This window comes from Ruegeria sp. D4 (assembly GCF_056534475.1).
The window spans coordinates 53,088-77,995 of sequence record NZ_JBQFPJ010000009.1 but is presented as its reverse complement, the minus strand read 5'-3'; the positions used below and the strand labels follow the sequence as shown (position 1 = coordinate 77,995).

General features: G+C 59.5%; 23 protein-coding genes, 1 tRNA gene and 1 pseudogene. 8 read left to right on the top strand and 17 right to left on the bottom strand.

All coding sequences use genetic code 11. The annotated features are described in order from the left end of the window. The 4 genes from ACR0MI_RS13705 to ACR0MI_RS13690 all read right to left on the bottom strand — a co-directional run bounded on the left by ACR0MI_RS13705 (position 1) and on the right by ACR0MI_RS13690 (position 2,927). On the bottom strand, positions 1-798 hold the full coding sequence (locus tag ACR0MI_RS13705) for a hypothetical protein (RefSeq protein WP_480854630.1): 798 nt from the start codon (positions 796-798) through the stop codon (positions 1-3). Then, positions 795-1,043 carry a hypothetical protein gene (locus ACR0MI_RS13700; protein ID WP_480441750.1) on the bottom strand — a complete coding sequence of 83 codons (249 nt, stop codon included), beginning with the start codon at positions 1,041-1,043 and terminating at the stop codon, positions 795-797. Before ACR0MI_RS13700 ends, ACR0MI_RS13705 begins: the two co-directional genes overlap by 4 nt. A gap of 102 nt (positions 1,044-1,145) precedes the next feature. Further along, positions 1,146-1,910, bottom strand: coding sequence for a hypothetical protein (locus ACR0MI_RS13695; RefSeq protein ID WP_170817217.1), 765 nt, complete (start codon positions 1,908-1,910; stop codon positions 1,146-1,148). A 318-nt stretch (positions 1,911-2,228) separates the two neighbouring features. Continuing rightward, positions 2,229-2,927 (bottom strand): DUF374 domain-containing protein, encoded by a 699-nt coding sequence (locus ACR0MI_RS13690; protein ID WP_170615939.1) that lies wholly within the window; start codon positions 2,925-2,927, stop codon positions 2,229-2,231. Between the two features lie 143 nt (positions 2,928-3,070). Here ACR0MI_RS13690 and ACR0MI_RS13685 point away from each other — a divergent pair. Beyond that, positions 3,071-3,146 (top strand) — tRNA-Trp (locus tag ACR0MI_RS13685). Between the two features lie 141 nt (positions 3,147-3,287). Further along, entirely contained in the window at positions 3,288-4,430 is a 1,143-nt protein-coding gene (gene lptF, locus ACR0MI_RS13680) for an LPS export ABC transporter permease LptF (RefSeq protein WP_170615940.1), read from the top strand. Between the two features lie 2 nt (positions 4,431-4,432). On the opposite strand, the gene ACR0MI_RS13675 is transcribed toward lptF, so the two are convergent. Beyond that, positions 4,433-5,266, bottom strand: coding sequence for a LysR family transcriptional regulator (locus ACR0MI_RS13675; RefSeq protein ID WP_480854627.1), 834 nt, complete (start codon positions 5,264-5,266; stop codon positions 4,433-4,435). A 99-nt stretch (positions 5,267-5,365) separates the two neighbouring features. On the opposite strand from ACR0MI_RS13675, the gene ACR0MI_RS13670 reads away from it, so the two are divergent. Further along, positions 5,366-5,968 carry an HD domain-containing protein gene (locus ACR0MI_RS13670; RefSeq protein WP_170615944.1) on the top strand — a complete coding sequence of 201 codons (603 nt, stop codon included), beginning with the start codon at positions 5,366-5,368 and terminating at the stop codon, positions 5,966-5,968. Between the two features lie 40 nt (positions 5,969-6,008). Here ACR0MI_RS13670 and speB read toward each other — a convergent pair whose 3' ends face one another. The 9 genes and pseudogenes from speB to ACR0MI_RS13625 all read right to left on the bottom strand — a co-directional run bounded on the left by speB (position 6,009) and on the right by ACR0MI_RS13625 (position 15,604). Next, positions 6,009-6,851 carry an agmatinase gene (speB, locus tag ACR0MI_RS13665; protein ID WP_170615946.1) on the bottom strand — a complete coding sequence of 281 codons (843 nt, stop codon included), beginning with the start codon at positions 6,849-6,851 and terminating at the stop codon, positions 6,009-6,011. Beyond that, complete coding sequence (gene nspC, locus ACR0MI_RS13660) at positions 6,848-8,017, bottom strand: carboxynorspermidine decarboxylase (protein ID WP_170615948.1); 1,170 nt, start codon at positions 8,015-8,017, stop codon at positions 6,848-6,850. Before nspC ends, speB begins: the two co-directional genes overlap by 4 nt. Before the next feature lie 81 nt (positions 8,018-8,098). Then, entirely contained in the window at positions 8,099-9,310 is a 1,212-nt protein-coding gene (locus tag ACR0MI_RS13655; protein ID WP_480854620.1) for a saccharopine dehydrogenase family protein, read from the bottom strand. A 24-nt stretch (positions 9,311-9,334) separates the two neighbouring features. Further along, positions 9,335-11,224, bottom strand: a complete 1,890-nt coding sequence (gene speA / locus ACR0MI_RS13650; protein WP_170615953.1) for a biosynthetic arginine decarboxylase — start codon at positions 11,222-11,224, stop codon at positions 9,335-9,337. Between the two features lie 103 nt (positions 11,225-11,327). Beyond that, positions 11,328-12,413, bottom strand: coding sequence for a DUF1513 domain-containing protein (locus ACR0MI_RS13645; protein ID WP_170619730.1), 1,086 nt, complete (start codon positions 12,411-12,413; stop codon positions 11,328-11,330). A 5-nt stretch (positions 12,414-12,418) separates the two neighbouring features. Then, a pseudogene (locus tag ACR0MI_RS13640) lies at positions 12,419-13,427 on the bottom strand (imelysin family protein). 3 nt (positions 13,428-13,430) lie between these two features. Further along, a complete protein-coding gene (locus ACR0MI_RS13635) occupies positions 13,431-14,978 on the bottom strand; it encodes a di-heme oxidoredictase family protein (RefSeq protein ID WP_170817218.1) in 1,548 nt (515 codons plus the stop codon). Then, entirely contained in the window at positions 14,938-15,423 is a 486-nt protein-coding gene (gene bfr, locus ACR0MI_RS13630) for a bacterioferritin (protein ID WP_170615959.1), read from the bottom strand. The genes ACR0MI_RS13635 and bfr overlap by 41 nt, the downstream gene beginning before the upstream one ends. Beyond that, positions 15,371-15,604 carry a (2Fe-2S)-binding protein gene (locus tag ACR0MI_RS13625; protein ID WP_480441791.1) on the bottom strand — a complete coding sequence of 78 codons (234 nt, stop codon included), beginning with the start codon at positions 15,602-15,604 and terminating at the stop codon, positions 15,371-15,373. The genes bfr and ACR0MI_RS13625 overlap by 53 nt, the downstream gene beginning before the upstream one ends. On the opposite strand from ACR0MI_RS13625, the gene ACR0MI_RS13620 reads away from it, so the two are divergent. Then, complete coding sequence (locus tag ACR0MI_RS13620; RefSeq protein WP_480441793.1) at positions 15,554-15,697, top strand: hypothetical protein; 144 nt, start codon at positions 15,554-15,556, stop codon at positions 15,695-15,697. The genes ACR0MI_RS13625 and ACR0MI_RS13620 overlap by 51 nt on opposite strands. Positions 15,698-15,822: 125 nt before the next feature. Here the strand turns inward: ACR0MI_RS13620 and ACR0MI_RS13615 are convergent, their stop codons facing one another. Beyond that, positions 15,823-17,094: an imelysin family protein gene (locus ACR0MI_RS13615; RefSeq protein ID WP_480854617.1), complete on the bottom strand. Its 1,272-nt coding sequence runs from the start codon at positions 17,092-17,094 to the stop codon at positions 15,823-15,825. 255 nt (positions 17,095-17,349) lie between these two features. Between ACR0MI_RS13615 and ACR0MI_RS13610 the strand changes: the two genes are divergently transcribed. Next, positions 17,350-17,874, top strand: a complete 525-nt coding sequence (locus ACR0MI_RS13610) for a ZrgA family zinc uptake protein (protein WP_170619732.1) — start codon at positions 17,350-17,352, stop codon at positions 17,872-17,874. Between the two features lie 30 nt (positions 17,875-17,904). Here ACR0MI_RS13610 and ACR0MI_RS13605 read toward each other — a convergent pair whose 3' ends face one another. Then, on the bottom strand, positions 17,905-19,533 hold the full coding sequence (locus ACR0MI_RS13605; RefSeq protein ID WP_480854615.1) for a N,N-dimethylformamidase beta subunit family domain-containing protein: 1,629 nt from the start codon (positions 19,531-19,533) through the stop codon (positions 17,905-17,907). Between the two features lie 119 nt (positions 19,534-19,652). Next, on the bottom strand, positions 19,653-20,528 hold the full coding sequence (locus ACR0MI_RS13600; RefSeq protein WP_170615969.1) for a LysR family transcriptional regulator: 876 nt from the start codon (positions 20,526-20,528) through the stop codon (positions 19,653-19,655). Positions 20,529-20,634: 106 nt separating this feature from the next. Here ACR0MI_RS13600 and leuB point away from each other — a divergent pair, with 106 nt between their 5' ends. From leuB to ACR0MI_RS13585, 3 genes are read left to right on the top strand one after another with little or no spacing between them, the layout of a single operon-like run. Beyond that, positions 20,635-21,720: a 3-isopropylmalate dehydrogenase gene (leuB, locus tag ACR0MI_RS13595; protein WP_170615970.1), complete on the top strand. Its 1,086-nt coding sequence runs from the start codon at positions 20,635-20,637 to the stop codon at positions 21,718-21,720. Beyond that, positions 21,717-23,381, top strand: a complete 1,665-nt coding sequence (locus ACR0MI_RS13590; protein ID WP_170817220.1) for a GMC family oxidoreductase N-terminal domain-containing protein — start codon at positions 21,717-21,719, stop codon at positions 23,379-23,381. Before leuB ends, ACR0MI_RS13590 begins: the two co-directional genes overlap by 4 nt. Further along, positions 23,378-24,862 carry an aldehyde dehydrogenase gene (locus ACR0MI_RS13585; RefSeq protein ID WP_170817221.1) on the top strand — a complete coding sequence of 495 codons (1,485 nt, stop codon included), beginning with the start codon at positions 23,378-23,380 and terminating at the stop codon, positions 24,860-24,862. The genes ACR0MI_RS13590 and ACR0MI_RS13585 overlap by 4 nt, the downstream gene beginning before the upstream one ends. Positions 24,863-24,908 lie beyond the last annotated feature (46 nt).

Here is a 24,908-nt window from a genome sequence, read left to right as displayed (position 1 = left end):
TCAGTTCACTAAGTCTTCGGCTATTTGATCCACGGCAGTTTGCAGAGAGTCGCGTCGATATTGCGTGCTATCGGCGAAGGCGTCGAAACGGGCCGAGGCCCGCAGAATTTGAACGCCGTCCCGTGGGGTGATATCGAAACTGATCGAAGAGATAATGCAGTTTCCCGGCAAGGCGCGGATTTCGGTACAGATTCTGCGTGCCTTTTCGAACAACTCTGCGTGGTTGCCCAGAGTGTTGTGAAGATCGCGGCCACCAATCAGCCGCACCCGGGCCGAGATGAGTTCGCCGTTCTTGACGACTGACGGATCGCCGGTTTCGTAATCTGGGACATATTGCAGGTTTCCGATGATCATGACGTTTCCATCCCGTGAAAGCGTGGCGTTGGATTTGGAAACATCACATTTTGTTCCCAGGTTGCCCAGTACTTCGAAACAGTATCCCGCCAGAGTTTGCGGCGCGCGCGCATGGGCATAAAGTTCCTGAAAATCCGGCTCTGGCAGGGTTTCTCCGGGCTTCAGCAAAGCCTCAAACGGCATTTCCAGCTTGTATGACACATAGCGACCTGTGGTCAGGTCCGTGGGGTTGAATGCTGCGTTCAGCTTCTTGTTGTTGCGCAGCCAGGCAACAAGTGGTGGGCCTTCGGCAAGTTCACCCACGGTTTCAAACGCCGCGTCTTCGCCGGACTGCGCCCGGGATACCGCGTGGCTGATTTGAAAGCCCCAGTACATCGTCGGCAGATACCACACCGCAAGTAACGCCAGGATTGAAAGAGTCAGGGCCATACCTATCAGTTTCATTGCCGGGAAACCTCCTGCGGCGCGGGATCAAGCAGCGCAAGGTCACCACCGACCGCGGCGGTCAGCAGCATGACATGCGTGTCCTCAAACGTGTCATCTCCGATCAGCGTAAAGTCGTTTTCCGAGACATAGACATCACGTCTGGCCATGCTGCGATATTCGATTGGCTGGTCCGGCAGGTCGCCCACCAGGACATGGGCCGCACTGTGGGGGGCTGTTACATTGGTGTCCGCAGGCACACCCATGACCTGCCGGTACCATGCGTCAAACGCGCGGTAACCGGTGTTGAAGCTGTAAATTTGGTTCGTGTACAGATCATTTCCGTTATCCGCCTTGGTCTGCGCGGGCTAATGCACCTGTGGCCTTCGCCATGGTGCAACCATGCAAGGCCCCGGGTCATCATTCGCGCCAAATTCAAAGTTCGTTACAAAGTCGCTGATCCTGATTGCCTCGAGCGGCATGTCCTGTTCCGGCACCACAAGACCCGAGTTCTCGCCGATCATCGCGACATGCGACAGGGTGACACCCCTGGCCAGTTGCAGGTTCCAGATCACGTTCTGGCGGAAGCTTTGCAGCACCAGATAGACGGGTGCCGACGTGTCCGTGACAAACACGTCCACGGCAAACATCCGTCCCTGCGCCCGGGATCCGGTCTGATAGTGTTTTTCCGAAACCTGCACACCCTTGATTTGGTCGATCAGTGCATTTGCGATGGCCCGGTTCGAGAACACATGGGTCGTTGTCAGCAGCGTGCCGGTCTCCATGCGCACGTTATAAGCAACATCATTCGGCTGCGGTCTTTTGAAGGTGCAATTGGAGTTAACGGCAAAAGGGATCAGCACGTTGGGTGGGGCGTCCTTCACTGAAGATTCAAAGCCCGTCGCCACATCCAACACGGTCAACTGTCCCCGGCCCGCAGTTGCCAGACCCGGGCTGGGAATGCTCCAGCCTTGATCGGTGATCTGGCGAACGTCCTGCACAGGCTTGGGTTGTGGCTGTGGGGCCGGCTGGTTGTCTGGGGCCGCTGCTTGCGACAGTTTCCACTCGTCGAACATCATCAGGCCGTGGAACCCGGCAACCCCGGCCATGGCCGCCAATATGGCCCAGATCATCGCGTTGCGGAGATTATGACCTTTCGGCGCCGGTTCACTGGGCGGAGCTTCTGTTTGGACTTGCGGTGGCGGAGGGGTGCCGTGTTTCTGCTGAATGCGTTGTATTCGTTCTGAAAAATCTTGCTTTTGCTTTGAATCAGTCATGGTGTCGTATCTCGTGATTCGGCACCGACGTTAATTGAAAATTTCAACCGCTGCGAGAATGCAGTACCGGCGAAACCTGCCGTTCGAAATGACTGTTGCAAGAAGACAAATCAACTACACCTTGTTCGAAGCAGTTGAAGTCCGGTTGTTTTGGCTGGAATTGATGCTTGGCTGTTAACCCTGCCAGGGTTCACGCCCGACCATCCGGTCCGCTTCTGCCGTGATATCGTTCATGTGGTGCTCAAGGCTTTGCCTGAGCGTTTCGATCTGTTCTTCACTGGCTTTGCGGGGGACGGTTTCGGTCCATTCCCGACACAGGAAAACGCCCTGATTGCGCCAGGGGCGGGGCAGCAGCATGCGGTCCCACGTTCCGGCCTCGCGCCCGTAGCGGGTAGAAAAGGTAATGCCAAACACCCGTTTACCCGAGGTGCGGGCCCAAACCAGCGGCACGGTCGACAACACCCGTTCGGGCCCACGCGGACCGTCGGCGGCAATGCCAATCGAAATGCCTTGCTTGATCATCCCCAGCACCTCGCGCGACAAGGCGACGTGGCGTTTCCGGCTGGTCATGGCGATCGAGTCCAATCCGAACAGCTTTTGCACCCGGCCCACCATGCTGCCGGCGCGCGCGGCCGACGTGATGGTACAAACCCGTCCCTTGTCCAATGGAAAGAGGTAGGGCGATAGCGTCAGCCGCTGGTGCCACATCACAACAATCACCGGCTCACCCTGTTCCACCAGTTTGTCCATTTCCTCAAACCCGAGGCGCTGCCAGTTCGTGTTGCGATGAACCATCCGGATGTAGCTGGCGATCCGCCGCGCCGCCCAGTTGAGAACGGCTTCGCTGTCTGCGATTTTCTTGCGGAGGCTCACGTATTGTATCCTTTTGCTGACCAGACCTTGTCTTAAAGAACTGCGCGTTCTGTGCAACTTGTTTGTCCCCGGGGTGATCTGACGATGAATCGCAAAAAGCCTCTTGAGTCCGCCGCGCGGCTGGCATATCTGGGTCGCACCACAGGGGTATAGCTCAGTTGGTAGAGCGACGGTCTCCAAAACCGTAGGTCGCGGGTTCGAACCCTGCTGCCCCTGCCATTTCCTTCCATGTTGTCGACGAAGCCCAGGTTGGGGATACCCTTTCTTGTGCGGGTTCAGTTTCACGGGCAATCGCTGTTCCCTCCGGCGAATGAATGGCCTATTGTCCCGTGCAGACAGAACGCACCGGGATGGGGATATATGTCGCGTTTCGATGGTTACTTCCTGCGGCAGTTGCTGGTGCTGTTCGGATTTTTCACTCTGGTTCTGGTTGGCGTCTTCTGGATTACCCGATCAGTCAGCCTGTTTGACCGGGTAATCAGCGGTGGTCAGTCGGCCATGGTGTTTCTTGAATTCACGGCCCTGACGCTGCCGACGCTGATCCGCACGGTGATGCCAATGGCCGTATTTGCTGCCGCAGTCTACGCCACCAACCGGCTGAGTCGGGAAAGCGAGATGACGGTGATGCTGGCCACCGGGTCAAGCCCGTGGCGGCTGGCGCGCGGAGTATTGGTTTTTGGTGTCATTGCCGGGCTGATGATGGCGGTCATCAGCATCTTCCTGCGCCCAGCATCCGTCGATCAGCTTGAGCAGCGGCAGGCCGAAGTCGCCGGGGACGTTACCGCGCAATTGCTGAACGAGGGTGAATTTCTGCACCCGGCCGCTTCGGTGACGGTCTATATCGGCAGCATTGATCTGGACGGTACTTTGCACGAAGTGTTTGTTTCCGATCGTCGCGACAAACTGAACTCGGCCAGCTATTCCAGCAAGACGGCGTATCTGGTCAACAATGATGCGGGTCTGCATCTTGTGATGCTGGACGGGATTGCGCTGCGCCTGGACCGTGAAGGCCGGACGTTGTCTTCGACCCTGTTTCAGGACGCGTCTTACGACATATCCGGGTTGACCAGTTCGCGCGGCATGAACGACCGCAGCCTCGAAGCGGTTCCGACAATCGAGTTGCTCAATGACCGGGACGCAATCTCGGCAGCGGAAGGATTCAGTCAGGGTGAGATGATCGAGGAGCTGCACCAGCGGTTCTCCTGGATCGCGATCTGTATTGCTGTCGCGATGGCGGGGTATTCCACGCTGATGCTGGGCAGTTTCTCGCGGTTTGGCCTTTGGCCACAGATATTCGGGGCTTTCACCATCCTTATTCTGCTGGAGGGTGTTCGCGGATTTATCTCTCCCATTGTCATCGCCGATCCTGCCATGTGGCCGATGCTGTATCTGCCGGCCTTCGGGGGCATCCTGATTTCCTGCATGTTCCTGTTTGTTGCGGGCCGGCCGCTTGTCGTGATGCGGCGAACCGAAAGCCAGACAATGCCGCAGGCAGGCACCTGAGTTCAGCCGCGAAGATCGGCAAGGCAGCTCAGGATATCGTCGATGCCCGCGCCATCACGGCGGGTCACCAGATAGAGCGGCAGTAACAGGTCACGTGCCCCCTCAATCGGGATCAGTTCCTTCGATCGCAGGTGGTCTTCGATGACGTAGCGCGGGAAATACCCGGTTCCGCCCCGGCGGAACACATAGCGCAGCGCCATCATGCAATTGCCAAGAAAAATCGTCTGCCCCGGCGCCTGTCGGGCCACGGATTTCACGTGCTCCTGATAGACTTCACCCAATTCCAGATTGACAAATACCAGATCCTGGCCGGTGTCGGCCGTGCCCCGGGTTCGGACAAGTATCAGGCGCTCGGTGCCCAAGTCGTGAAACACCACGCGCGGATCGGCCGGTTTTTCATGGGTCAGGGCGGCATCCAGAACATGCGTCGCGACAGCGTCGACCATGTTCAGATCGTGGTCATAGTTCAGCGTCAGCAACAGTTTTCCGGACTGCCGTTCGAACCGCACGGCCAGATCAACCAGCAACGGATCCCAGATGCTCAGCTGTGCGCCAAGCCGCAAGGCGATGCGGTTCTGGGATTGAGACGGCAGGTCGTGTGAAGCAAAGGACCAAAGCGACAGCATCTGTTCAGCGTAAGGGCGGAATTGCCGCCCGAAATCAGTCAGTGTGGTGCCACCCGCGCCCCGATTGAACAGTTGCTTTCCCGTTTCATCTTCAATCGCGCGGATACGCGCACTGACGGCAGTCTGGGTCACGTTCAGCTTGCGGGCCGCGGCGTGAAAGCCTCCGACCTCGGCAACGCACAGAAATGTTTCGAGCGCTTTGATCTGCATACCGAAAGTATTTTTTGATCGAACCGATAAAATCAATTCATTTTTTTGGCCACAGGGATTGCACTATCATGATGCGCAACTTCAGCCAAAGGACGCGCCATGCTGGACAAAAGCCACAAACCCACCTGGACCAGTTTCGAAAACGCCACCAAGGAAGATTTTCTGGCGGTGATGGAATACGAAGACGCCTATAACGCGGCTCTGCCGGATCGCATTCTGGATGCAATCCGTTCGCTCGATGAAGAGTGGACGCCCTATCCTGTAAACCGTTATCAACACAGCCTGCAGGCCGCGACCCGTGCCTATAACGACGGGGCCGACGAAGAGATCGTCATCGCTGCATTGGTGCATGATACAGGCGATATCCTGTCCCCCTACAACCATGGTGAGCTGTCAGCGGCGATGATGAAGCCCTATGTCAGCGAAAAAACCTACTGGATTCTCAAGCATCACTGCGTGTTTCAGGGGTATTATTACAATCACTTCCTGGGTGGCGACCGCAACGCCCGCGACAAGTATCGTGACAGCCCGTACTGGGAAGACTGCCGGTATTTCTGCCACGAATACGACCAGTGCGCCTTCGACCCCGATTACCCGACCAAACCGCTGGAGTTCTTTGAACCCATGTTGCGCCGGGTTCTGAACAAGGGAGAAGGCCACATGGAATTGAACGAGACGGCGGACGACGGCAAGATTGATTAAGAAAAATGACAGGCGGGCCTGAGCCGCCCGCCTGAACCGATCAGCAGCTTGCCATCAGACGATAGACGATCTGCGCGGCGGTAAAATCCCATGCGGCATCGCCATCGGGGGCCAGTTCGACCACATCGAGTCCGACGCATTTTCGCCCCTTCAACGCGTGTTCCACCAGATGCAGCGCCTGGTAATAGGCCAGCCCACCGGGAACGGGGGTGCCGGTTGCCGGCATGATCGCCGGGTCCAGTCCATCAACATCAAAGCTGACATAAACCAGTTCCGGGAAGTCTTCGGGCAGGTCGATGGCGTGGATGTTGTCGGTCACCAGTTCTTCGGCATCGACGTGAAAAACGTTGTTTTGTACACGGCTCTCGGCCTCTTCTTTGCAGAAGGCACGAACGCCGAACTGGGCCAGTCGGATGCCTTCCTCGGCCAGAAGATGCATGACTGAGGCGTGGGAGTGTTTTTCGCCCTGATAGGCGTTGCGCAGGTCGGCATGCGCGTCCACCTGAACAATACCGATTGGTTGACCCAACGCACGGGCAACACCCATGACTGCACCGTAGCTGAGCGAATGCTCGCCACCCAGCGTCACCGGCACCTTACCCGCGCGCACTGCGGCTTCGGTGCGTTGGGCCAGGCGTTCCATGATTTCCGGCAGCGAGGCATCGCAATCCAATGGCGGCTCGGTGAAGATGCCCTGCAGGCAGGGTTCAGCGCTGCCGACGATCCGCTCCAGCTCATTTGAGGCCTCGATAATTGCTTCGGGCCCTTTGGCCGTGCCCGAGCCATAGGACACCGTGCGCTCCAGCGGCACCGGGATCACGTGGAACCGCGCATCTTCAGTGCGCTCGGAGGCGGTCAGTTCACTGTCGAGGAAAATGCTCATGAGAGTCTGTCCTTAAAGTCTTCATAGCCGAACTTTTTGATGATTTTCAGTTCGTCCGTTTCGCTGTTCCACAGCGCGATGGTCGGCAGCGGCACGCCGTTGAATGTGTTTGTCTTGACCATTGAGTAATGGGCTTGGTCCAGGAAGGCGAAGCGCTGCCCGATCTCCAGCGGCTTGTCCCATGTGTAGTCGCCGATCACGTCGCCCGCCAGACAGGACGGGCCGCCCAGACGGTATGTGTGGCCAGCCTCGGCTTCATCCATCAAAGCCGGACGATAGGGGGCTTCGATCACGTCGGGCATATGGCAGGTGGCCGAGATATCGGTGATCGCAAGGTTCATGCCATTGGTCGGCAGGTCGAGGATTTCGCCAATCAAAACGCCTGCGTCCAGTGCGACGGCTTCGCCGGGTTCAAGATAGACATCGATGCCATATGTTTCGCGGATGCCCTTGATGAAAGCGACCAGCCCGTCGCGGTCATAGTCGTCGCGGGTGATATGGTGCCCGCCGCCGAAGTTCAGCCATTTGAGTTGCCCCATGAACGGCATGAGTTTCGGTTCGACGGCGTCCCACGTGCGCTGCAGCGGCTCGAATCCCTGCTCGCAGAGCGTGTGCATGTGCAGGCCATCAACCCCGGTCAGGGTTTCCGAGGTGAGCTGGCTGACGGGCGTTCCCAGCCGAGAACAGGGGGCGCAGGGATCGTATTTCGGAATTTCACCCTCGGAGTGTTCCGGGTTGATGCGCAAGCCGACCTGAACGCCCGCAGCCTGTGCCTTGGCGAGAAACCGATCCTTTTGCGCCGGAGAGTTGAAGATGATGTGGTCGGACAGTGACAGGATCTCGTCGATATCCGCGTCCTTGTACCCGGCGCAGAATGTGGCGACCTCACCGCCATATTCCTCGCGGCCCAGCCGAGCCTCGTAGATGCCGCTGGCGCAGGTGCCACCGAGATGTTTGCGTACCAGGGGGGCAAGCGAGAACATCGAAAACGCTTTGAGCGCGCTCAGCACATGCGCGCCTGATCCGGATCCGATATCGGCGAGAACGGTCAGGTTCCGCTCGACGGCCTTTTCATCGACCACGAAGCAGGGGGTCGGCACACGGCTCAGGTCAAAATTGCGGAAGGCTCCGGCATCCCCGGCTTGTGTGGTCATCATGTCGGACATAACCGGCGTCTCCTTGGGGTGGAGAGGCCGGGGGCGCTGCCCCCGGACCCCCGGAGTATTTGGAAAAAGATGAAGACCAGATCAGAATTCGACGGGGCCGTCGAGTTCATGGACCTGCCACGGCAGGCCGTGGTTGTTCAGCATGTCCATGAAATCATCCGGGTCGAGCTGTTCCATGTTCCAGACGCCCGGCTCGGTCCAGTTGCCCTTCAGAACCTGTGCCGCGCCGATCATGGCAGGGACACCGGTGGTGTAGCTGACCGCTTGGCTGCCGACCTCGGCATAGCATTCCTCGTGGTCGCAGATGTTGTAGATGTAATAAGTCTTCTCGCCCGAGCCATCCTTGGCCTGACCCGTGGCGATGTCGCCGATGCAGGCTTTGCCCTTGGTTTCCGCGCCCAGATCGCCAGGATCGGGCAGCAGGGTTTTCAGGAACTGGATCGGGATGATTTCCTTGCCGTTATGCATCACCGGGTCGATGCGGGTCATGCCGACATTTTCCAGCACTTTGGCGTGGGTGATATAGGCGTCACCGAAGGTCATCCAGAAGCGGGCACGCTCGATCTCGGGGAAGTGGGTCGAGAGCGACTCCAGTTCCTCGTGATACATCAGGTACATGTTTTTGGGGCCGATGGCGGGGAAGTCAAACTCGACCTTATGGGTCATGGCGGGGGAGTGCTTCCACTCGCCACCTTCCCAGTGGCGCACTTCGGCCAATACTTCGCGAAGGTTAATCTCCGGGTTGAAGTTGGTGGCGAATTCCTGATCGTTCGAGCCGCCATTGGCGTCCAGAACGTCGATCTGACGAATGGTGTCCAGCTTGTGTTTCTTGAGCCATTTGGCGAACACACTGGTCACACCCGGATCGAAACCCGAGCCGAGGATGGCGGTCAGGCCAGCCTCTTTGAACCGCTCCTGATAAGCCCACTGCCAGTGATATTCGAACTTGGCCTCATCCTCGGGCTCGTAGTTCGCGGTGTCGAGGTAATGGATACCGGCCTCAAGACATGCATCCATAAGAACCAGATCCTGATAGGGCAGGGCGAGGTTCACGAGGATTTCCGCGCCGGTCTCCTTGATCAGCTTGACCGTGTCTTTGACCTTGTAGGCGTCCAGTTCTGCGGTGGCGATATCAACGCCAACACGTTCTTTCACCGATTTGGCGATGGCGTCGCATTTCGATTTCGTGCGGCTGGCCAGAGTAATCTCGGTGAAGATGTCTGAATTCATTGCCATCTTGTGCACGGCGGCGTGGGATACGCCGCCTGCGCCGACAACCAGTGTTTTGCCCATGGGGTTTTCTCCTCTCACAGGGGGTTATTCGTAATAGGTGTAGCCGTTGATCGAGTCGCGGTAGGCGCTCATCAGGGTTTTGCGGTCCTTGGCTTTCAGAGTACCGGTCGAGATCGCCTCGTCCACCATTTTGCGGAAGGCAGCGACACAATCGCCGGGGTCAAACTCGACATAGGACAGAACTTCGGAGATGGTGTCGCCTTCCTGTTCGTGCAGCAGGTCGAAGCCGCCGTCAGCGCGCAGGTCGATGGTGACAACGTTGGTATCACCAAACAGGTTGTGCAGATCGCCCAGTGTTTCCTGATAGGCGCCGACGAAGAAGACGCCCATGTAGTATTCGTCTTCTTCAGGCAGCGAATGCACCGGCAGGCTGGGAGAGACACCATCGGCCAGGATGAAGCGGTCGATTTTGCCGTCGCTGTCGCAGGTGATGTCGGACAGGACCGCGCGGCGGTCGGGTGTTTCGTTCAGTCCCTGCAGCGGGACGATCGGGTGCAACTGGTCGATGGCCCAGACATCGGGCAGGGACTGAAACAGCGAGAAGTTGCAGTGGTAGATATCGGCCACTTTTTCAAGCTGGTCGTCCACATCGGTTTCCAGATCGTCGCTGGCCGCAAGCGCCTTGAGGCGGGTCATCAGCGACAGGTAGATGCGCTCGGCCCGGGCCATCTGGCGCAGGTCGACATAGCCGCGCCGGAACAGGGCACGCAGTTCATTGCGATAGAAGGTGGCGTCGTTCCAGCATTCTTGCAACCGGTCGCTGCTGAGGTAACTGGACACAGCGGCCAGGTCCGAAACCATATGGTGGTCATCGGGTTCCACCTCGGGCCCGTTGGGCGCATCGTAGAGCGTGCTTTCCAGCACGTTGAACAGCAGCATCGACGAGGTTGCCACCACAGCGCGACCGCTTTCGGTGACCAGAGTCGGGTGGGCCACTTCGGCCTCATCCATCGCGTAGGCCACGGTTTCGACGACATTGGCGCAGTATTCCTCGACCGTGTAGTTGATCGAGTTCTCGGCGGCTTTCTTTTCGCCTGTATAGTCCACACCCATGCCGCCGCCGAGGTCCAGATGGGTCAGCGGCACGCCCTCGCGCGTCAGTTCGGTGTAGTACCGGCAGGCCTCGCCCACGGCGCGGCGCACGTCGTTGACGTCCTGCACCTGAGATCCGAGATGCGAGTGCTGCAGCTTCAGGCAATGCAGCAGACCGGCCGCTTTCAGTTTGTCGACAGTAGCGACCAGCTGATCGGTGTTCATGCCAAAGGCGGACCGGTCGCCCGAGCTTTCTTCCCATTTGCCGCTGATCTGGTTGGTCAGTTTGACCCGCACACCGATCAGGGGTTCGATGCCCAGATCGTTATAGACCTCGATCACCGTGTCAGCCTCTTTCGGGCTTTCCAGCACGATGACGGTGTTAAAGCCGATCTTGCGGCTGAGGATTGCCAGTTGGATGAACTCCGCATCCTTGACGCCGTTGCACACAATTAGCGCTTCGCTGGCCAGACGATGGGCAAGCGCGATCACCAGTTCGGGTTTCGATCCGGCTTCCAGGCCGTAATTGTACTTCTTCCCGAACTCGACGATCCGGTCCACGACCTGCGCCTGTTGGTTCACCTTGATCGGGAAGACACCGCGATAGTGCCCCTTGTACCCGGTACGGGCAATCGCATCACGGAAGCTTTCATTGATATGAGCGATCTCGTTTTCCAAGTAGGAACTGATACGCAAAAGCATCGGGGCCCTGATGCCGCGTTCCTCAAGGTCGCTCAGGATGCCGGGCAGGCTGATTGCCGCAGCCTCTGGCGCCATGGGATTGCGCAGACCGATCTCGCCCTGCTTCGTCACCTCGATGAGGCCTTTGCCCCATTTTTCAACCCCGTAGATGGAATGCGGTGCGTTGGGCGTGTGTTTCAATCAAGTCAGTCCTTGTAAGTCTGGAGTGCCGGTTTTGCGCCCGCCAATACGGTAGCAGTTTGATTCGTCCAAGTTTAATCTATGCGACGGAAAATGCCGAGGTTCAGCCAAACGCCCGGACAGGGATCAGGTGGTTGTCCCATTGGCAGTCCAGTTGGGCCAAATTGTTGGCGCTGATGCCGCTCAGGCTGCCGATCACTCCGGTGCCGGTGGTAAAGACATACCCCTTGGGCCCTGCGCTTAACCCGCATACATCGTCAAGCTGGTGGATGCTGGCCAGTCGCCCGTCTGCGACATTGAACTGATGCAACGCGTTGCCGCGCGGGCAGGTGATCGCGACGGTTTCGCCATTGGCAGAAAACGCGATACTTCCTGCGTAGCCTTGAAGCGTGGCTTGATCGGTGTCGGGTGCCGCCAAAAGCCTGGGCGCCTGACCACGGTGATGCAGGCCCAATAACGGCGGGTGAGCGGTCGCGTCGCCCTGCCATTGCATGGCAAAGGCAACAAGTCCATCCCGGCGCACCGCCAGATGACGGGTCGAGCTCTTGTGCATCGCGCGCGGCAGTTCCACCGTCTCCAGAATGTCGCCGGACAGGTCAAGATAGGTCAGGTTGGGTTGCATCACCGGCAGGTTCAGCTTGGTGCGGCCCGTGTCGGGATGGGTCTCGATCCCGCCATTGGCGACGACCAAAGAAACGCCATCCGGCATCAGGCGCAAGTCGTGCGGGCCGATACCGCCCGAGGAAATCTCTCCGATCCGAGTGTAATCTTGGCCGTTCCAGATGCCGATGATGCCCGCGCCAGCGTCATAGTCGTTTTCGGTCGTGTACAGCCTTGTTCCATCTCGCGAATAGGTACCGTGGCCATAGAAATGGCGCCCTTTTGGGGCCTGCAACCCGGCGATTTGCACCCCAGTGGCGCAATCAATCACCGCGGCAAAGGTACCGGGACGGCGGGCAAAGGCCACCGCCTGCGGCAAGTGTGGATGCGCGGCGGCGGCGTGGCCCCGGGCGGGCAATGGCAGGGAAAACAGGATGGTTCCGTTCACATCCAACCCGGCCAGGCGGTACGTAGCATCCGGGAATAACGCCGCAGCCAGATAGTCCGGGCCGCCCACCGACGCCCACCCTTTCATGGGGGCAAGACCGGCGGCGGTCAGACCGGCCAGAAAGCGGCGGCGGGTGGTCATGCGGATCAGTCTCCGTCCAGTGAGTTGAACCCGGCGCTGATGCCAAGGGTCGGGCCGAGTTCGGTAGAGGCAATAGCGCGGATGTCGTTGATCGACTGTTGCAGCGCTTCGACCCGGATGCGTCCCTGTGGATCGGCGACACCCGCAAAGGCCGGATCGTCCAGTGATTGTGCCCGGCTTATGGCTCTTGCAAAGGTGGCGTCCAGATCATCGGCAATCCCGGGATGACCAGTCGACAGATGCGCGGCAAGATCGCGCAAGGCGATCAGCGACAATTCCACATGGCGCAGGGATCGTTCGGACCGGCGTGCCTCGGCCCGGTTGGGGCGGGGGCGGTCATGCGTTCCCATGGGGCGGCCAAGGCGGGTGTCGGCGTTAAACTCCAGACCGGTGATCAGGGCTTTGAACAGTTCCTGCATCGCTTCATCATCGGACCGGTAGGGGCCGTCGGGTCCGGGTCGAGCCATTTTGCCGGCATAGGACTGCCAGTCGTTGTCGATAGCCCGCGCATTCCGTTCGATATCTGTCGCGATGGCCCGAACCAGCGCAGCGATAGTCATCCGCGCCTGCCACGGACAGTTGCGAGTCGAACAGAACCTGCTCCAAAGCAAAGAAACCGCGTCCCGCGATGGATGTTTCCGCGAAACCTTCGGCGGAATAGACCGCATCATCTTCCCGGGCGATCAGTCCAGACAGCGCCTTGGGCGTGAAACCTTTACTGTCGGGCCAGAACGCCAGGGCAAAGGCGCGGTCATCGGTTTCCGATGGGCCAAAGCGCAGGTGGCTGGCAGAAATCCATGCGTCGAAGGCATCGTGATAAGCCGCCTGCAGATCGGGGGCGTCCATTGAGCAATCCGCTTGCGACGATGCTTTCAGTGTCCCGGACGTGTCTGCAAGCTGCGCAAAACGCGGCAGGATGTGGGATTGCACCGTGTCCGCGAGTACAGCCTGACGATCCTGAGCGTGGACAGCTATTGGCAGTATGAGGGCAGCCAGTAAGGTGAGAATTCGCATGAATCAGAGACTTTCGAGGAAACGCACAAGGGCATTGCGGTCGGCTTTTGGCATCGAAACAACACTGTCCCGCGCCGCCTGCGCCTCACCCCCATGCCACAGGATGGCTTCAAGCAGCGACCGGGCGCGCCCGTCATGCAAAAACTGGGTATGGCCGGACACCTGTTCGGTGAAGCCAATGCCCCACAGCGGTGCGGTGCGCCATTCCCGGCCATCGGCGCGGGCTTCGGGGCGGTTGTCTGCAAGTCCCTCGCCCATGTCGTGCAGCAGCAGGTCGGAATACGGCCAGATCAACTGAAAGCTGTGTTCTGGCCGGTCGTCCATGCGGTGCGTGACGAAAGCGGGCGTATGGCAGGAAACACAGCCGGAGGTGTAGAACACCTCTTTCCCGCGCAGCACTTGCGGATCATTCACATCGCGTCGGGCCGGAACGCCAAGGTTCTGGCTGTAGAATGCAACCAGGTCCATGCCCTGCTGGTCAATTTCGAATTCCCGAATGTCCTGATCGCCATGGGGGGCCGCAACGCAAGCAGTCTGGCGGTCAGTGCAATCGCCGTGCGGGGCCGGGTAGAGCGGGCTGGAAATGCCGATGTCACCGGCAAAGGCGGCGGCGGATTGTTCCATTATCGTCGGCATTCCGGCCTTATGGCCGAACCGGCCCAACATGGGTTCACCAAATTCCGCTGACCAGACGATGTTCGGGCGTCCGGAAATTCCGTCGCCATCCATATCTTCGGGATCGGCGTTGGCCAGCAGATCGTCGACCGGGATGGCTTCAAGCAACCCCAATCCGATCATCTGTGGCGCCACGCGGGGGCTGAGCATCGCGCCCGGGTGCAACGGGCCGTATCCCAGATCTGTTGCGCTGTAGGTCGGGCGGCGCAGGATGGCAGTTTCGCCTTCCGACAGTTCAACGAGGACATCATCATATGCGATATCCAGCCGGTATTCGGCCGGATGGCCGGGCAAGGCCAGGTCCTGCATCTGGCCGCCGTAATTCGGTTCGGGTCGGGTGGCGATGTAGTCCTCGATCTCGGAATACCCGTCGTCGGGGCCACCGGGAACAGACACGCGCAGGAACATCGATATCGCGCTGTCGTCCGGGCCGTTGGGCGTATGGCCGCGCCCGTCCTTGATGTGGCATCGCTGACAGGATCGGGCGTTGTAAAGCGGGCCCAGACCGTCCGAGGCCAATGTAGATGCGGGGGACCAGACCCAAATCTTTCTGAACAGCCCGTTGCCGACTCGGAAATCCAGCTCCTGCTCGAAGCTCAGATTGCCCGAGGGTTGTGAAAAGGCATCGGCGTCCTGGCGCGCCCGCACGGTGGCCGCCCCGGCGGGCAGGTCCTCGAACCGTTGCGGCGCGCTGAAATCATCGGGCAACGCCGTGACGGCGGAGATCCGGTTGCGCTCTTCCTCGGTTCTGGGCTGGAAGTTCAGATGAATGTCACGCAGTTCGGCGGACAGGGAGGGGGTGGCCACGCACGTGACCACCGACAAAAGACAGAGTTTAGTCCACGTCGTCCATTTTCGACGCGTTGAGCTGAGCATAATTGGCTTCGCCGATCCTTTCATACAGGTCGAGCTGCGTTTCGAGGAAGTCGATATGGCCTTCTTCATCACTGATCAAATCCTCGAACAATGACATCGACACATAATCGCCCGCCTCGCGGCAATATTCCCGGGCTTCGACATAAAGCGCGCGGGCATCCTGTTCCGCCGCCAAGTCGCATTCCAGCGTTTCCTTCGGGGTCTGGCCGATCCTCAGAGGATCGAGTTTTTGCAGATTGGGATGCCCTTCCAGGAAGATGATCCGTTCGATGAGCTTGTCGGCATGGCCCATCTCTTCGATGCTTTCCTCGCGGCTTTTCTTGGCCATATGGCCAAGGCCCCAATCCTCTTGCAGGCGGTAGTGCAGCCAGTACTGGCTGACCGCCGTCAGTTCATGCCGCAGGGATTTGTTGAGGTATTCGATGACTTTGGGGTCGCCTTTCATCTGCACTCTCCTGTGTTGCTCCGCTGCGCAGGGCGCGGAGTTGCATGGGGACTTCCAGATTATCGCAGGACCGCATCGAGTCGAGAAAAAGCGGCATGCATCCGCCACAATCCGCTGATTTCCCAAGCGCATGGTAGATTTTTCCGGGCGTGATCACCGTGTGCGGGTCAGACGCGCGCATCCAGTCGATCGCGGCGCGGATGTCGTGGTCCGAGATATGTGTGCAGTGGCAGATGATCATGGTAATGTGCCCATTTTTGCGGTCGAGCTTTGATGTCAGTTGGGGGTTCGGATGCGGCTTTTCACATCAAACCCCGGTGATCCGGATATCCGGAAGCACCCACGTTCAGATGCTTCCGGTTCAGTCAGGCCGGGAGGGGGTGCCCGGCCAGACAGGTCTTATTCGAACACCGAACCTGGGTTATCTAGGCTGTCCGAGCCTTCGATGCTGACCTGATCCAGGTCCAGCGCAGCCACGACACGCTCAATGGTCTTGGTCTGGTCGATCAGGCCGTTCACACCGCCCATGATCAGGACCTCACCGCCTTCATTGCCGCGTTCCAGCATCTGGTCGTAGGCAAAGCCTGCCTCGGCTGTCGATTTCAGACGACCCAGCGCTTGCATGGTGTTTGCCAGTTTGACCTTCATCTCAGCGTCCAGCGACGGGTCGGTGGCCAGTACCAGGTCCGACAGCGACGCACCGGAAACCGGTGTGCCGTCGATGCGGGTATAGCTGCCCAGATAGACGTTCTGAATGCCCAGCCCGTCGTAGTAATGGCTGTTGTGAGTGTTGTCCGAGAAGCAATCATGCTCCTCCTCGGGGTCGTTCAGCATCAGGCCAAGGCGCATCCGCTCACCCGCCTGTTCGCCATAGGACAACGAGCCCATGCCGGTGAGGATGGCGCTGACACCGGCCTTGTCGCTTTCGGCCAGTGCGGCGCGTGCCGCACCGCCTGACTGCCACTGGGTGGCCATCCAGTCCAGATCGCTGACCAGCAGTTCGGTTGCGGCGCTCAGATACTGTGCGCGGCGATCGCAGTTGCCGCCGGTGCAATCGTCACCCTGCGCATAGTCGGTATAAGGACGGTTTCCCGCGCCCGAGCTGTGGCCGTTCAGATCCTGGCCCCAAAGCAGGAATTCAATGGCGTGATAGCCGGTTGCGACGTTGGCCTCGATGCCGTCTGCTTCGTGCAGGGTTTCACTCAGCAATTCGGGCGTGATTTCGGCGGCGTCGATAGTGTTGCCGGACAGATCGAAACTGGGGTTGGCGATGACGTTCAGCGCCGCAAACTCATTCTCGTCGGTCGGTCCGCCGTAGGAGGCGTCGACATAGTCGATCAGCCCCTCATCCAGTGGCCATGCGTTCACCTTGCCTTCCCAGTCGTCGACGATGGCGTTGCCGAAGCGATAGACTTCGGTCTGCTGATAGGGCACGCGGGCCGCAATCCAAGCGGCGCGTGCGGCGTTCAGCGTGGCGTCGGACGGATCGGCAATCAGTGCGTCGACGGCGGTTTGCAGGGATTTCGCGGCAATCAGGCTGTCTTCAAACGTGGCTTCGGCGATTTTGGCATAGGTGTTCAGAACGTCCGCCCGGGAGGGCGCATCAGCGGCAATTGCTGAAGTTGCGGCAAGTAGTGTCAACGTACCCGCTGTGGCAAAGCGTTTGGTCATGATGATTTTCTTTCCTGTCAGAAACAATAGTTCGGGTGTCTTGTGGCAGGCACCGTTCCGTCTATAGCTGATTTAATTAGTCAGGAATGTCAACCTGAGTTTTATTGTCGGAAATAGTCGTATTATGTTCCGACCGCGCCCCCTACCCATATCTGGCGAGGTCTGGTTGGGGTGCTGACATTGCGCGATTGACGGATCGGAATACAATAAAGCCAGTGATTCTTTTTGAACGGTGCACTGGTTATGAAAGCAGCGATGGTCGCATTTTCCCTGATGCCAGTCGTTGTTCTGGCCGAAGAATCCAATATTTCTCAATCACATAGCCACGGTACGGGAACACTGATCGTTACCCACTCCGATACGAGCATACAGCTCTCATTTTCCGCGCCCGGAGCGGACATCGTCGGGTTCGAACATCCGGCGGAAAACAACGACGATCGCGTGCTGGTAGCCCGGGCCGTGTCGGACCTGTCCAAACCGCTGGAGTTGTTTGAACCTCCGGTCGAAGCTGGCTGTTTTAACGCGTCAGCGAATGTAACGCTGACCAGCGTCGCACAGGGGCAGAGCGACAAGGCAGGTGACGAACGGCATATGGAATTTGTTGCCGACTATCGGATCACTTGCCAGAACGCAGAGCAGCTTGATCGAGTAAAGTTCGCGTATTTCGACAGGTTTCCGAACGCAGGGATGCTGCGGCTTCAGGTTGTTTGCGGCGATGTTGCTCAGGTAAAGGAAGTTTCCCGCACAGACCCGATTGCCGGTTTGGCCTGCACCCAATAGCACGCAAAGCAACCGCGGCGTCCGCGACGTTCAGATACCGAACCGGGTCAGTACGTTCCTTGTGATCCGTTCAACCTGCCAATCCCGCCGGGTCAGCCCCATGACCCATTCACAGGTGGCGGCGTTGAACACCTCACCCTTGCCGCGGTGCCAGTGCACGATCACCCCGTTGCCGCGGGTGCTACGGTCCAGCGTTTCTTCGGTGACCTCTCCAAAGATTGCCTGCGCTTTGAAACTGGCATCATCGTTACCGATGTAGACGGTTTCACCCCAGACGCCGTGGTCGGGTTCGACATTTGTAGCCAGACCCAGCGCAAGGATTTCGACCTCTGGATTGGTGCCGTCATATCCGGTGGCAAAGGGCAGGCCATCCTCCATCCGGTAATCGACGCCATCCACCTCGTACCCGAAAATGCGCGAGGTCGCCCCCAGTTGGTCGCCGTAACCCAGTTGAGTGCCTGCAAACGCCCAGTGCCGGGGGCGATAGACGGTGAAACCGCCACTGCCCTGACCCGCGCAACGTCCGAGGCTGGCATACACGCCCCCCAGCCCGTTTGCGCCAAAGGTCTGTGCGCCGGGCCAGTTGGTGGGGGCGACCTCCCATGCGGAAGTGACCAGATTATCCCGGTCTGTTCCTACCAGAGGATCCTGATCGGCATTGTATTTGTAGCAGACCTGCTGACGGCCCTGATCCTGGATCCGGGTCTGCCATAGGAAGTTTCCGCCAAACCGCGCCATCTTGCCGCCGTTTTCGGTGAACCGGTCCACGGCGTGGCGCATCGGGGCAGACCAGTATTCGTCGTGACCCACGAAAATCGCACATTTGTAGCGGTTCAGCAGGTCCGGGTCAGCATCAAGATCGTGCTGAGTGGCAAAGTCCAGATCAAAACCGTTCGCTTCGGCCCACACAGCAAAATGCCGCTCGTAACTGGCCCAGCCGGCCGAGGCGTATTTCTTGGAGTACCCATAGGAATAGGCCCATTCCATGTAGGGGTAACGTACCATTCCACCGGGCACATGCGGGGCTTCGGGAACCGCGCGCGGGGCGCCGTGGGGCAGTTTACAAAACCCACGGGTCCAGGGGCGCCGGGTCGAAACCACGGGTGAAAATGCATCACCGTCGGGTCCGGTAATGCCCTGATAATGGTTCGAACCTCCCCAGCAGTTATAGGCCAGCCAGGTGCCGGTGGCACAGACCAGAACGTAAGGGGCGGGCACGCGATCCGCCGCGCGGCGCAGCAGAAACAGGTGATGCTCTTCGACCCGGTCGCCGTCCTGTTCCGCACTGAAGGTGATCAGGTATCCGCCCGGGCGCCAGTCATCGGGGATGGTGAATTTGTAGGCGACTGCCCAGTCGCATCCATTCACCGAACAGTCCGGCGGGGTGGTTTGGTACATGCCGGGCAGGTTGGTTTCGTGAAGCAGCGGCTCGTAATCCTGCCCGTCGCGGCCAATTTCCAGTGTCCAGTTTTGGGCAGTGGTCGAAACCCGCAACGCAACCCGATCGCCCGGTGCATAGGACATGCGGTCAGTATAGCCCCAAATTTCCAGAACTGAGCCGTCTCCGGCCGGTCCGATATAATAGTTATCCAGAATGTGGCGGGCCTTGGCGCGTGTGCGCGGCGTTGTTGCGGGGCCGGGATTTTCCGATCTGTTCATGGGGCTATCCTGTATCGGGTTGCTGCGATCCGCTGCGCCTGCACGGTGGTTCGATCATGGCGAGAAACCTGCAAGCAGAAAAGTGAAAACGCTGTTGTCGGCGGGCACTGGACCGCGCATCATGCCGCCTGCGCGATCCAGTTCTGAAACAGATGGGCGCCGGTTTTTGTTTTCCCCAAAGCCGTGACCGAGCAGAAGTAGCCGCGTTTGCTTTCATGCTCGTGGTCACAGGCCAGCGCAAGGGTTCCGTTGGCAAGAAACTCGTCAATCAAGGGCCGCCAGCCAATACCGATGCCCAGACCGTTCTGAATGGCGCGCAGATAGACCATGAAACTGAGGTAGGTGTCATGGCCGGGTGGTGGCGGCACTTTCTTTCCGGTTCCCTGGAAATACCGCCCCCAATCGCCGTTATGGTCACGCTCGGACATATGCAGCAGTTTTTGCCCGGCCAATGCCGCGCGGGAATAGGGTTGCCCGTCGTGCAACAGGTCGGGGCGGCAAATGGCCACCATGCGCTCGGGGAATATTTGCAGCGATGGGCAACCCGGAATGCCGTGTTCGCCGAAAAGAATAACGACGTCACATTTTGCCGGATCATAGTCTGGGTTCTGATCCCGGGTGACAATCTGGAGCTTGGTGTCGGGGTGATCCGCCTGAAACCCGGCCAGTCTCGGCAACAGGTAAAGGCTGGTGAAACCGATGCTGGCGCTGACCACGATCGTGTCCTCGTGCGCGCGGGTTCGCACCGCGTCAAGCCCGCCTCGGATGGCCCCGAATCCTTGTGACACTGCCTTGGCCAGCAAAACCCCGTCTTCTGTCAGGGTAAGGCGGGGCTTGGTGCGGGCAAAAAGCTGGGTCCCCAGTTCCGCCTCAAGCGCCGCGATATGGCGGCTGATCGCGGGTTGCAGCACGTTCAACTCCTCGGCTGCACGGGAAAAGCTAAGGTGGCGCGCGGCGGCGTCGAAGGCGTTGATCTGGTGCAGGGGAATGGACATGCGTCACAATCATTCATTGTAAGAACAATATTCATTCATCATTTCCGTCTTTTTCTTTCGCTGCAAGCGGGCAAATCTGTTTGCGGAACCAAATCAGGGTCGTTCCATGGGAAAGACGATTCTTGCGCTGGGTGGCGATGGCATCGGTCCCGAGATCGTGGGCTATGGACTGCAGGTGGCCGAAGTGCTGGCGCAGCGATGCGGTATTGCGCTGTGCGTCAGGCACGGGCTGCTGCACGGCGCTTCGTGGGAGGTGCATGGCACGTTTTGCACGCCCGAGGATCTGGAATTTGCAAAGGCATCGGATGCTGTTCTGGTGGGCGCGGTCGGCGGACCCGACTGGGATGACATCCGGGTATCCGGCGGCGCGGAATGCCAGGACGGGCTGATGTATCTGCGCCACCATCTGCAGACCTATCTGGGACTAAGGCCCGCGCGGGCATGGGCAGGATTGATGAACCGGACCCCGTTCCGGGCCGGTGTTGCCGACAGGGCGGACGTGCTGATCCTGCGCGAAATGTGTGGCGGCGCGATGTTTGCCCGCGAACGCGGCCAGCGTCGGGTCGATGGGGTGCGGCAGGGTTATGACCTGACCGCTTATGACGAAAACGAAGTCGCCCGGTTTGCGCATGGTGGGTTTCAGCTGGCTCGCGAACGGCGCAGGCGTCTGGTCAGCTGCGACAAATCCAATGTCATGGAAAGCTACAAACTGTGGCGCAACGTCGTGACCGAGGTGGCGCAGGAATACCCGGATGTCGAATTCGAAAACATGTTCGCCGACAATTGCGCCTATCAGTTGATGCAGCGGCCTGCTGATTTTGATGTCGTGTTGTGCTGCAATCAGATGGGCGATGTGCTCAGCGATCTGACGGCGGTGTATGCGGGGTCACTGGGTATGCTGCCCTCGGCCAGTCTGAGCGCCAGTCCCGCCCGTGGTCCGGTGTTTGGCATGTATGAAAGCACCGCCGGGTCTGCGCCGGACATTGCGGGTCAGGGGATCGCCAATCCGGTGGGGACGATCCTGTCGGTCGGGATGATGTTCAAATACAGCTTTGGCCTGCCCGACCCTGAAAACCACCTGCACAGGGCTGTCTCTGCCACATTGCGGGACGGGATCATGACGCCCGATCTGGGCGGCGCAGCAACCGGCGCCGAGATGACCGGCGCCATTCTGGACAGGTTGCCGCAATGAGTGGTTCGTTCGATTATGTCATCGCCGGAGGCGGCTCGGCCGGATGCGTTCTAGCGGCGCGGCTGGCCGAAGGTCCGGACATATCGGTCTGTCTGGTCGAGGCGGGCGGAGAGGGGCGCGATCTGTTTATTCGGATGCCTGCGGGGAACGGATTCGTGTTCGGCAACCCAAGGCTGGACTGGGGCTATACATCCGTTGCTCAGCCCGGATTGGAGGGCCGTTGTGTTTACTATCCGCGTGGCAAGGCGCTGGGCGGGTCCTCAATCGTCAATGGCATGATCTACATGCGCGGTGTCGCGGCGGATTATGATCTGTGGCGGCAGAAGGGGCTGACCGGATGGTCTTACGTCGAGGTCCTTCCCTATTTCCGCCGGGCCGAAGGTGCACGTGACAGACGGGATGCCTGGCATGGCGTGGATGGCCCCCTGAAGACGGAACCGGCGCGCAATTTCGGCCTGATGGATCAGGCGTTTATCGCGGCGGCGGCTGCCGCCGGGCATCGCGAACTGGACGATCTGAACGGTCCGCACAGAACAGGTGTGGCGCGCAATGACAGCACGGTTGCCAAAGGCGTCCGGCAGTCGGCGGCGATTGCCTACCTGAAATCCCGGCCAAAGAACCTGACCGTCCGCACTGGCGTTCATGTTGTGCGGGTTGTCACCGAAGACTGCCGTGCCGTCGGACTGCTGACCTTGACGGGTGAGGTCATCCGGGCAGAGCGCGAAGTGATCCTGTGTCAGGGCGCCATCGGGACGCCGCAGTTGTTGATGTTGTCGGGGATTGGACCGGCAAATCATCTGCGGTTTCATGATATCGAGGTTTTGGCCGACCTGCCCTCGGTTGGCGCGCATCTTTCGGATCACCCGAATGTGTCGATGCAGTTCGGATCGGACCGCGCGGACCTGAGCCACGCCAAACATCAGCGTCTGGACAGGGCAGCTCTGCTGATGGGACGATGGTTGCTGAACGGATCGGGCCCCGGGGGCGGCGCTTTTTTCTCGACAGTGCTGTTTCACGCCTTCGACGACCCCAAATGGCCCGAGCTTCAGGTGCACATGACCCCGATGGTGGTTGAGGAAAACCTGGGTGACGGTGCGCATGAAACTGTGCCGTTGCTGAACCGATTAGGCCGCAAGTTACTGGTGCGTGGGCGAAAGATGGCGCGACCTGGTGTGCAGATCGACATCAATCTGGAACGCCCGATCTCGGAGGGTACGGTTCGATTGTCCGGCCCGGACCCTCTTCTGCACCCGGTCATCGACCCCAAATACTTCGCCGACTCCCGCGACCTGGAGTGTCTGAAGCGTGGCGTTGCCACGATGCGCGAGGTGATGGCACAACCCCAGATCGCGCAATATCTGACGGGTGAAATCGGCCCGTGGCTTGGGGCCAAAACCGATGCGCAGATTACCGATGCCATCCGAAGAACCGCCTATACCGGCCATCACCTGTGCTGCACTGCCCGGATGGGTGATGTGCTGGATTCCCAACTGCGCGTGCACGGGGTTGAGGGGCTGCGGGTTTGCGATGCCTCGGCCATGCCCGCTCAGATCACCGGAAACCTTTATGCAACCGTTGTGATGATGGCCGAGAAAGCCGCCGACATGATCCTTGGCCGGGCACCTCGTCCCGCTGAACATCCAATGGAGACCGCGTCATGAGCAATATCCGGACCTTTCGGTACTTTACCGGCAACCAATGGCACGACCCGGCGGGCGGCGCATATATCAACAGCGAAAACCCCGCCAACGGAGAAGTATGGGCCCGTGTACCGGACTGCCGCGAAACAGATGTGAACCGAGCGGTCGAGGCGGCGCGAAAGGCATTTTACGACGGACCCTGGGGACGAATGCAGCCCGCCGAACGCGGGCGGGTGCTGCGCCGGATCGGGGACGTGATTTCCCGACACGCCGAGCGACTTGGGGTGATTGAGACACAGGACAACGGCAAGCTGCCTTCCATGATCACGCCGGGCTTGCAACCGGGTCAGTGGCAGGTCGACAGTTGGCATTATTACGCAGGCATGTGCGACAAGTTCGAAGGCCGTGTGATACCGGCCGAGGCACCGGACATCCACAACTACATGACATGGGAGCCGTTCGGCGTGGTGGCACAGGTGCTGACGTGGAACTCTCCGTTGGGTACGCTGATCTGGAAGCTTGCGCCTTGTCTGGCGGCGGGAAATACCGTTGTGATCAAACCTTCGGAGCATTCCAGTTGTTCGACGCTTGAGCTGATGGACATCTTGCTCGAGGCCGATCTGCCACCCGGGGTTCTGAATGTGGTCACAGGGTATGGGCCGACAACCGCCAAACCGATGATCGAACACCCGGATGTGCGCATGGTCAGTTTTACCGGCGGCACTGCTGGCGGGCGGGCCGCAGCAATCGCGGCTGCGCAACAGGTCAAACCGGTGGTGATGGAACTGGGCGGCAAGTCGCCGCAAATCGTGTTTCCGGATGCGGATCTGGAACTGGCGGTGAATGGCGTGGCTGCCGGGATATTTCCAGCCGGTGGGCAAAGCTGCATTTCCGGCTCGCGCCTGCTGGTGCATGCCGAAGTGATCGAAGATTTCACCGACCGCCTGGTGGATGTCGTGAAAAAGGAGCGGGTCGGCGACCCGCTTGATCCCGCAACCCAAATCGGGCCGATAGCCAACCGGCCACATTATGAATCTGTTCTGAGCCGGATCGCCGCCGCTGAGGAGGCCGGTCACAACCTGCGACTGGACGGACGCACAGCCTGCCGGGACAAGGGCTATTATATCGGTCCCACCATCTTTTCTGATGTCCCGAACTCTGCCGATCTGGCGCAAAACGAAGTTTTTGGCCCGGTTGTCAGCACCGAAGCCTGGACCGAGGAGCCCGAGGCCATTCGCATCGCCAATGATGCGGTTTACGGGCTGGCCGCCTGGATTTGGACCCGCGATGTCGCACGCGCGATGCGGGTGGCGTCCCGGATCGAGGCCGGGACCGTCTATATCAACAACTACTTCAACGCAGCCACCCAGTCGCCGGTTGGAGGCATGAAACAATCAGGCTACGGGCGCGAAAACGGCTGGGAAGGGATGCGCTGCTTCATGCAGACCAAATCCGTCTGGCTGTCGACGAACCCGCATCAACCTGATCCTTTCGCGGATTGAGTGGGTGCGAGGATGGGCATTTGGATGACGCTGCTTTCCGGGTCCA

Coding starts and splice junctions, on each gene's coding strand:
- ACR0MI_RS13705 (WP_480854630.1), bottom strand. CDS start 798: ATGAAACTGATAGGTATGGCCCTGACTCTTTCAATCCTGGCGTTACTT.
- ACR0MI_RS13700 (WP_480441750.1), bottom strand. CDS start 1,043: ATGGGTGTGCCTGCGGACACCAATGTAACAGCCCCCCACAGTGCGGCC.
- ACR0MI_RS13695 (WP_170817217.1), bottom strand. CDS start 1,910: ATGATCTGGGCCATATTGGCGGCCATGGCCGGGGTTGCCGGGTTCCAC.
- lptF (WP_170615940.1), top strand. CDS start 3,288: ATGTCGCGTTTCGATGGTTACTTCCTGCGGCAGTTGCTGGTGCTGTTC.
- ACR0MI_RS13675 (WP_480854627.1), bottom strand. CDS start 5,266: ATGCAGATCAAAGCGCTCGAAACATTTCTGTGCGTTGCCGAGGTCGGA.
- ACR0MI_RS13670 (WP_170615944.1), top strand. CDS start 5,366: ATGCTGGACAAAAGCCACAAACCCACCTGGACCAGTTTCGAAAACGCC.
- speB (WP_170615946.1), bottom strand. CDS start 6,851: ATGAGCATTTTCCTCGACAGTGAACTGACCGCCTCCGAGCGCACTGAA.
- nspC (WP_170615948.1), bottom strand. CDS start 8,017: ATGTCCGACATGATGACCACACAAGCCGGGGATGCCGGAGCCTTCCGC.
- ACR0MI_RS13655 (WP_480854620.1), bottom strand. CDS start 9,310: ATGGGCAAAACACTGGTTGTCGGCGCAGGCGGCGTATCCCACGCCGCC.
- ACR0MI_RS13645 (WP_170619730.1), bottom strand. CDS start 12,413: ATGACCACCCGCCGCCGCTTTCTGGCCGGTCTGACCGCCGCCGGTCTT.
- ACR0MI_RS13635 (WP_170817218.1), bottom strand. CDS start 14,978: ATGCTCAGCTCAACGCGTCGAAAATGGACGACGTGGACTAAACTCTGT.
- bfr (WP_170615959.1), bottom strand. CDS start 15,423: ATGAAAGGCGACCCCAAAGTCATCGAATACCTCAACAAATCCCTGCGG.
- ACR0MI_RS13620 (WP_480441793.1), top strand. CDS start 15,554: ATGGTAGATTTTTCCGGGCGTGATCACCGTGTGCGGGTCAGACGCGCG.
- ACR0MI_RS13625 (WP_480441791.1), bottom strand. CDS start 15,604: ATGCGCGCGTCTGACCCGCACACGGTGATCACGCCCGGAAAAATCTAC.
- ACR0MI_RS13615 (WP_480854617.1), bottom strand. CDS start 17,094: ATGACCAAACGCTTTGCCACAGCGGGTACGTTGACACTACTTGCCGCA.
- ACR0MI_RS13610 (WP_170619732.1), top strand. CDS start 17,350: ATGGTCGCATTTTCCCTGATGCCAGTCGTTGTTCTGGCCGAAGAATCC.
- ACR0MI_RS13605 (WP_480854615.1), bottom strand. CDS start 19,533: ATGAACAGATCGGAAAATCCCGGCCCCGCAACAACGCCGCGCACACGC.
- ACR0MI_RS13600 (WP_170615969.1), bottom strand. CDS start 20,528: ATGTCCATTCCCCTGCACCAGATCAACGCCTTCGACGCCGCCGCGCGC.
- leuB (WP_170615970.1), top strand. CDS start 20,635: ATGGGAAAGACGATTCTTGCGCTGGGTGGCGATGGCATCGGTCCCGAG.
- ACR0MI_RS13590 (WP_170817220.1), top strand. CDS start 21,717: ATGAGTGGTTCGTTCGATTATGTCATCGCCGGAGGCGGCTCGGCCGGA.
- ACR0MI_RS13585 (WP_170817221.1), top strand. CDS start 23,378: ATGAGCAATATCCGGACCTTTCGGTACTTTACCGGCAACCAATGGCAC.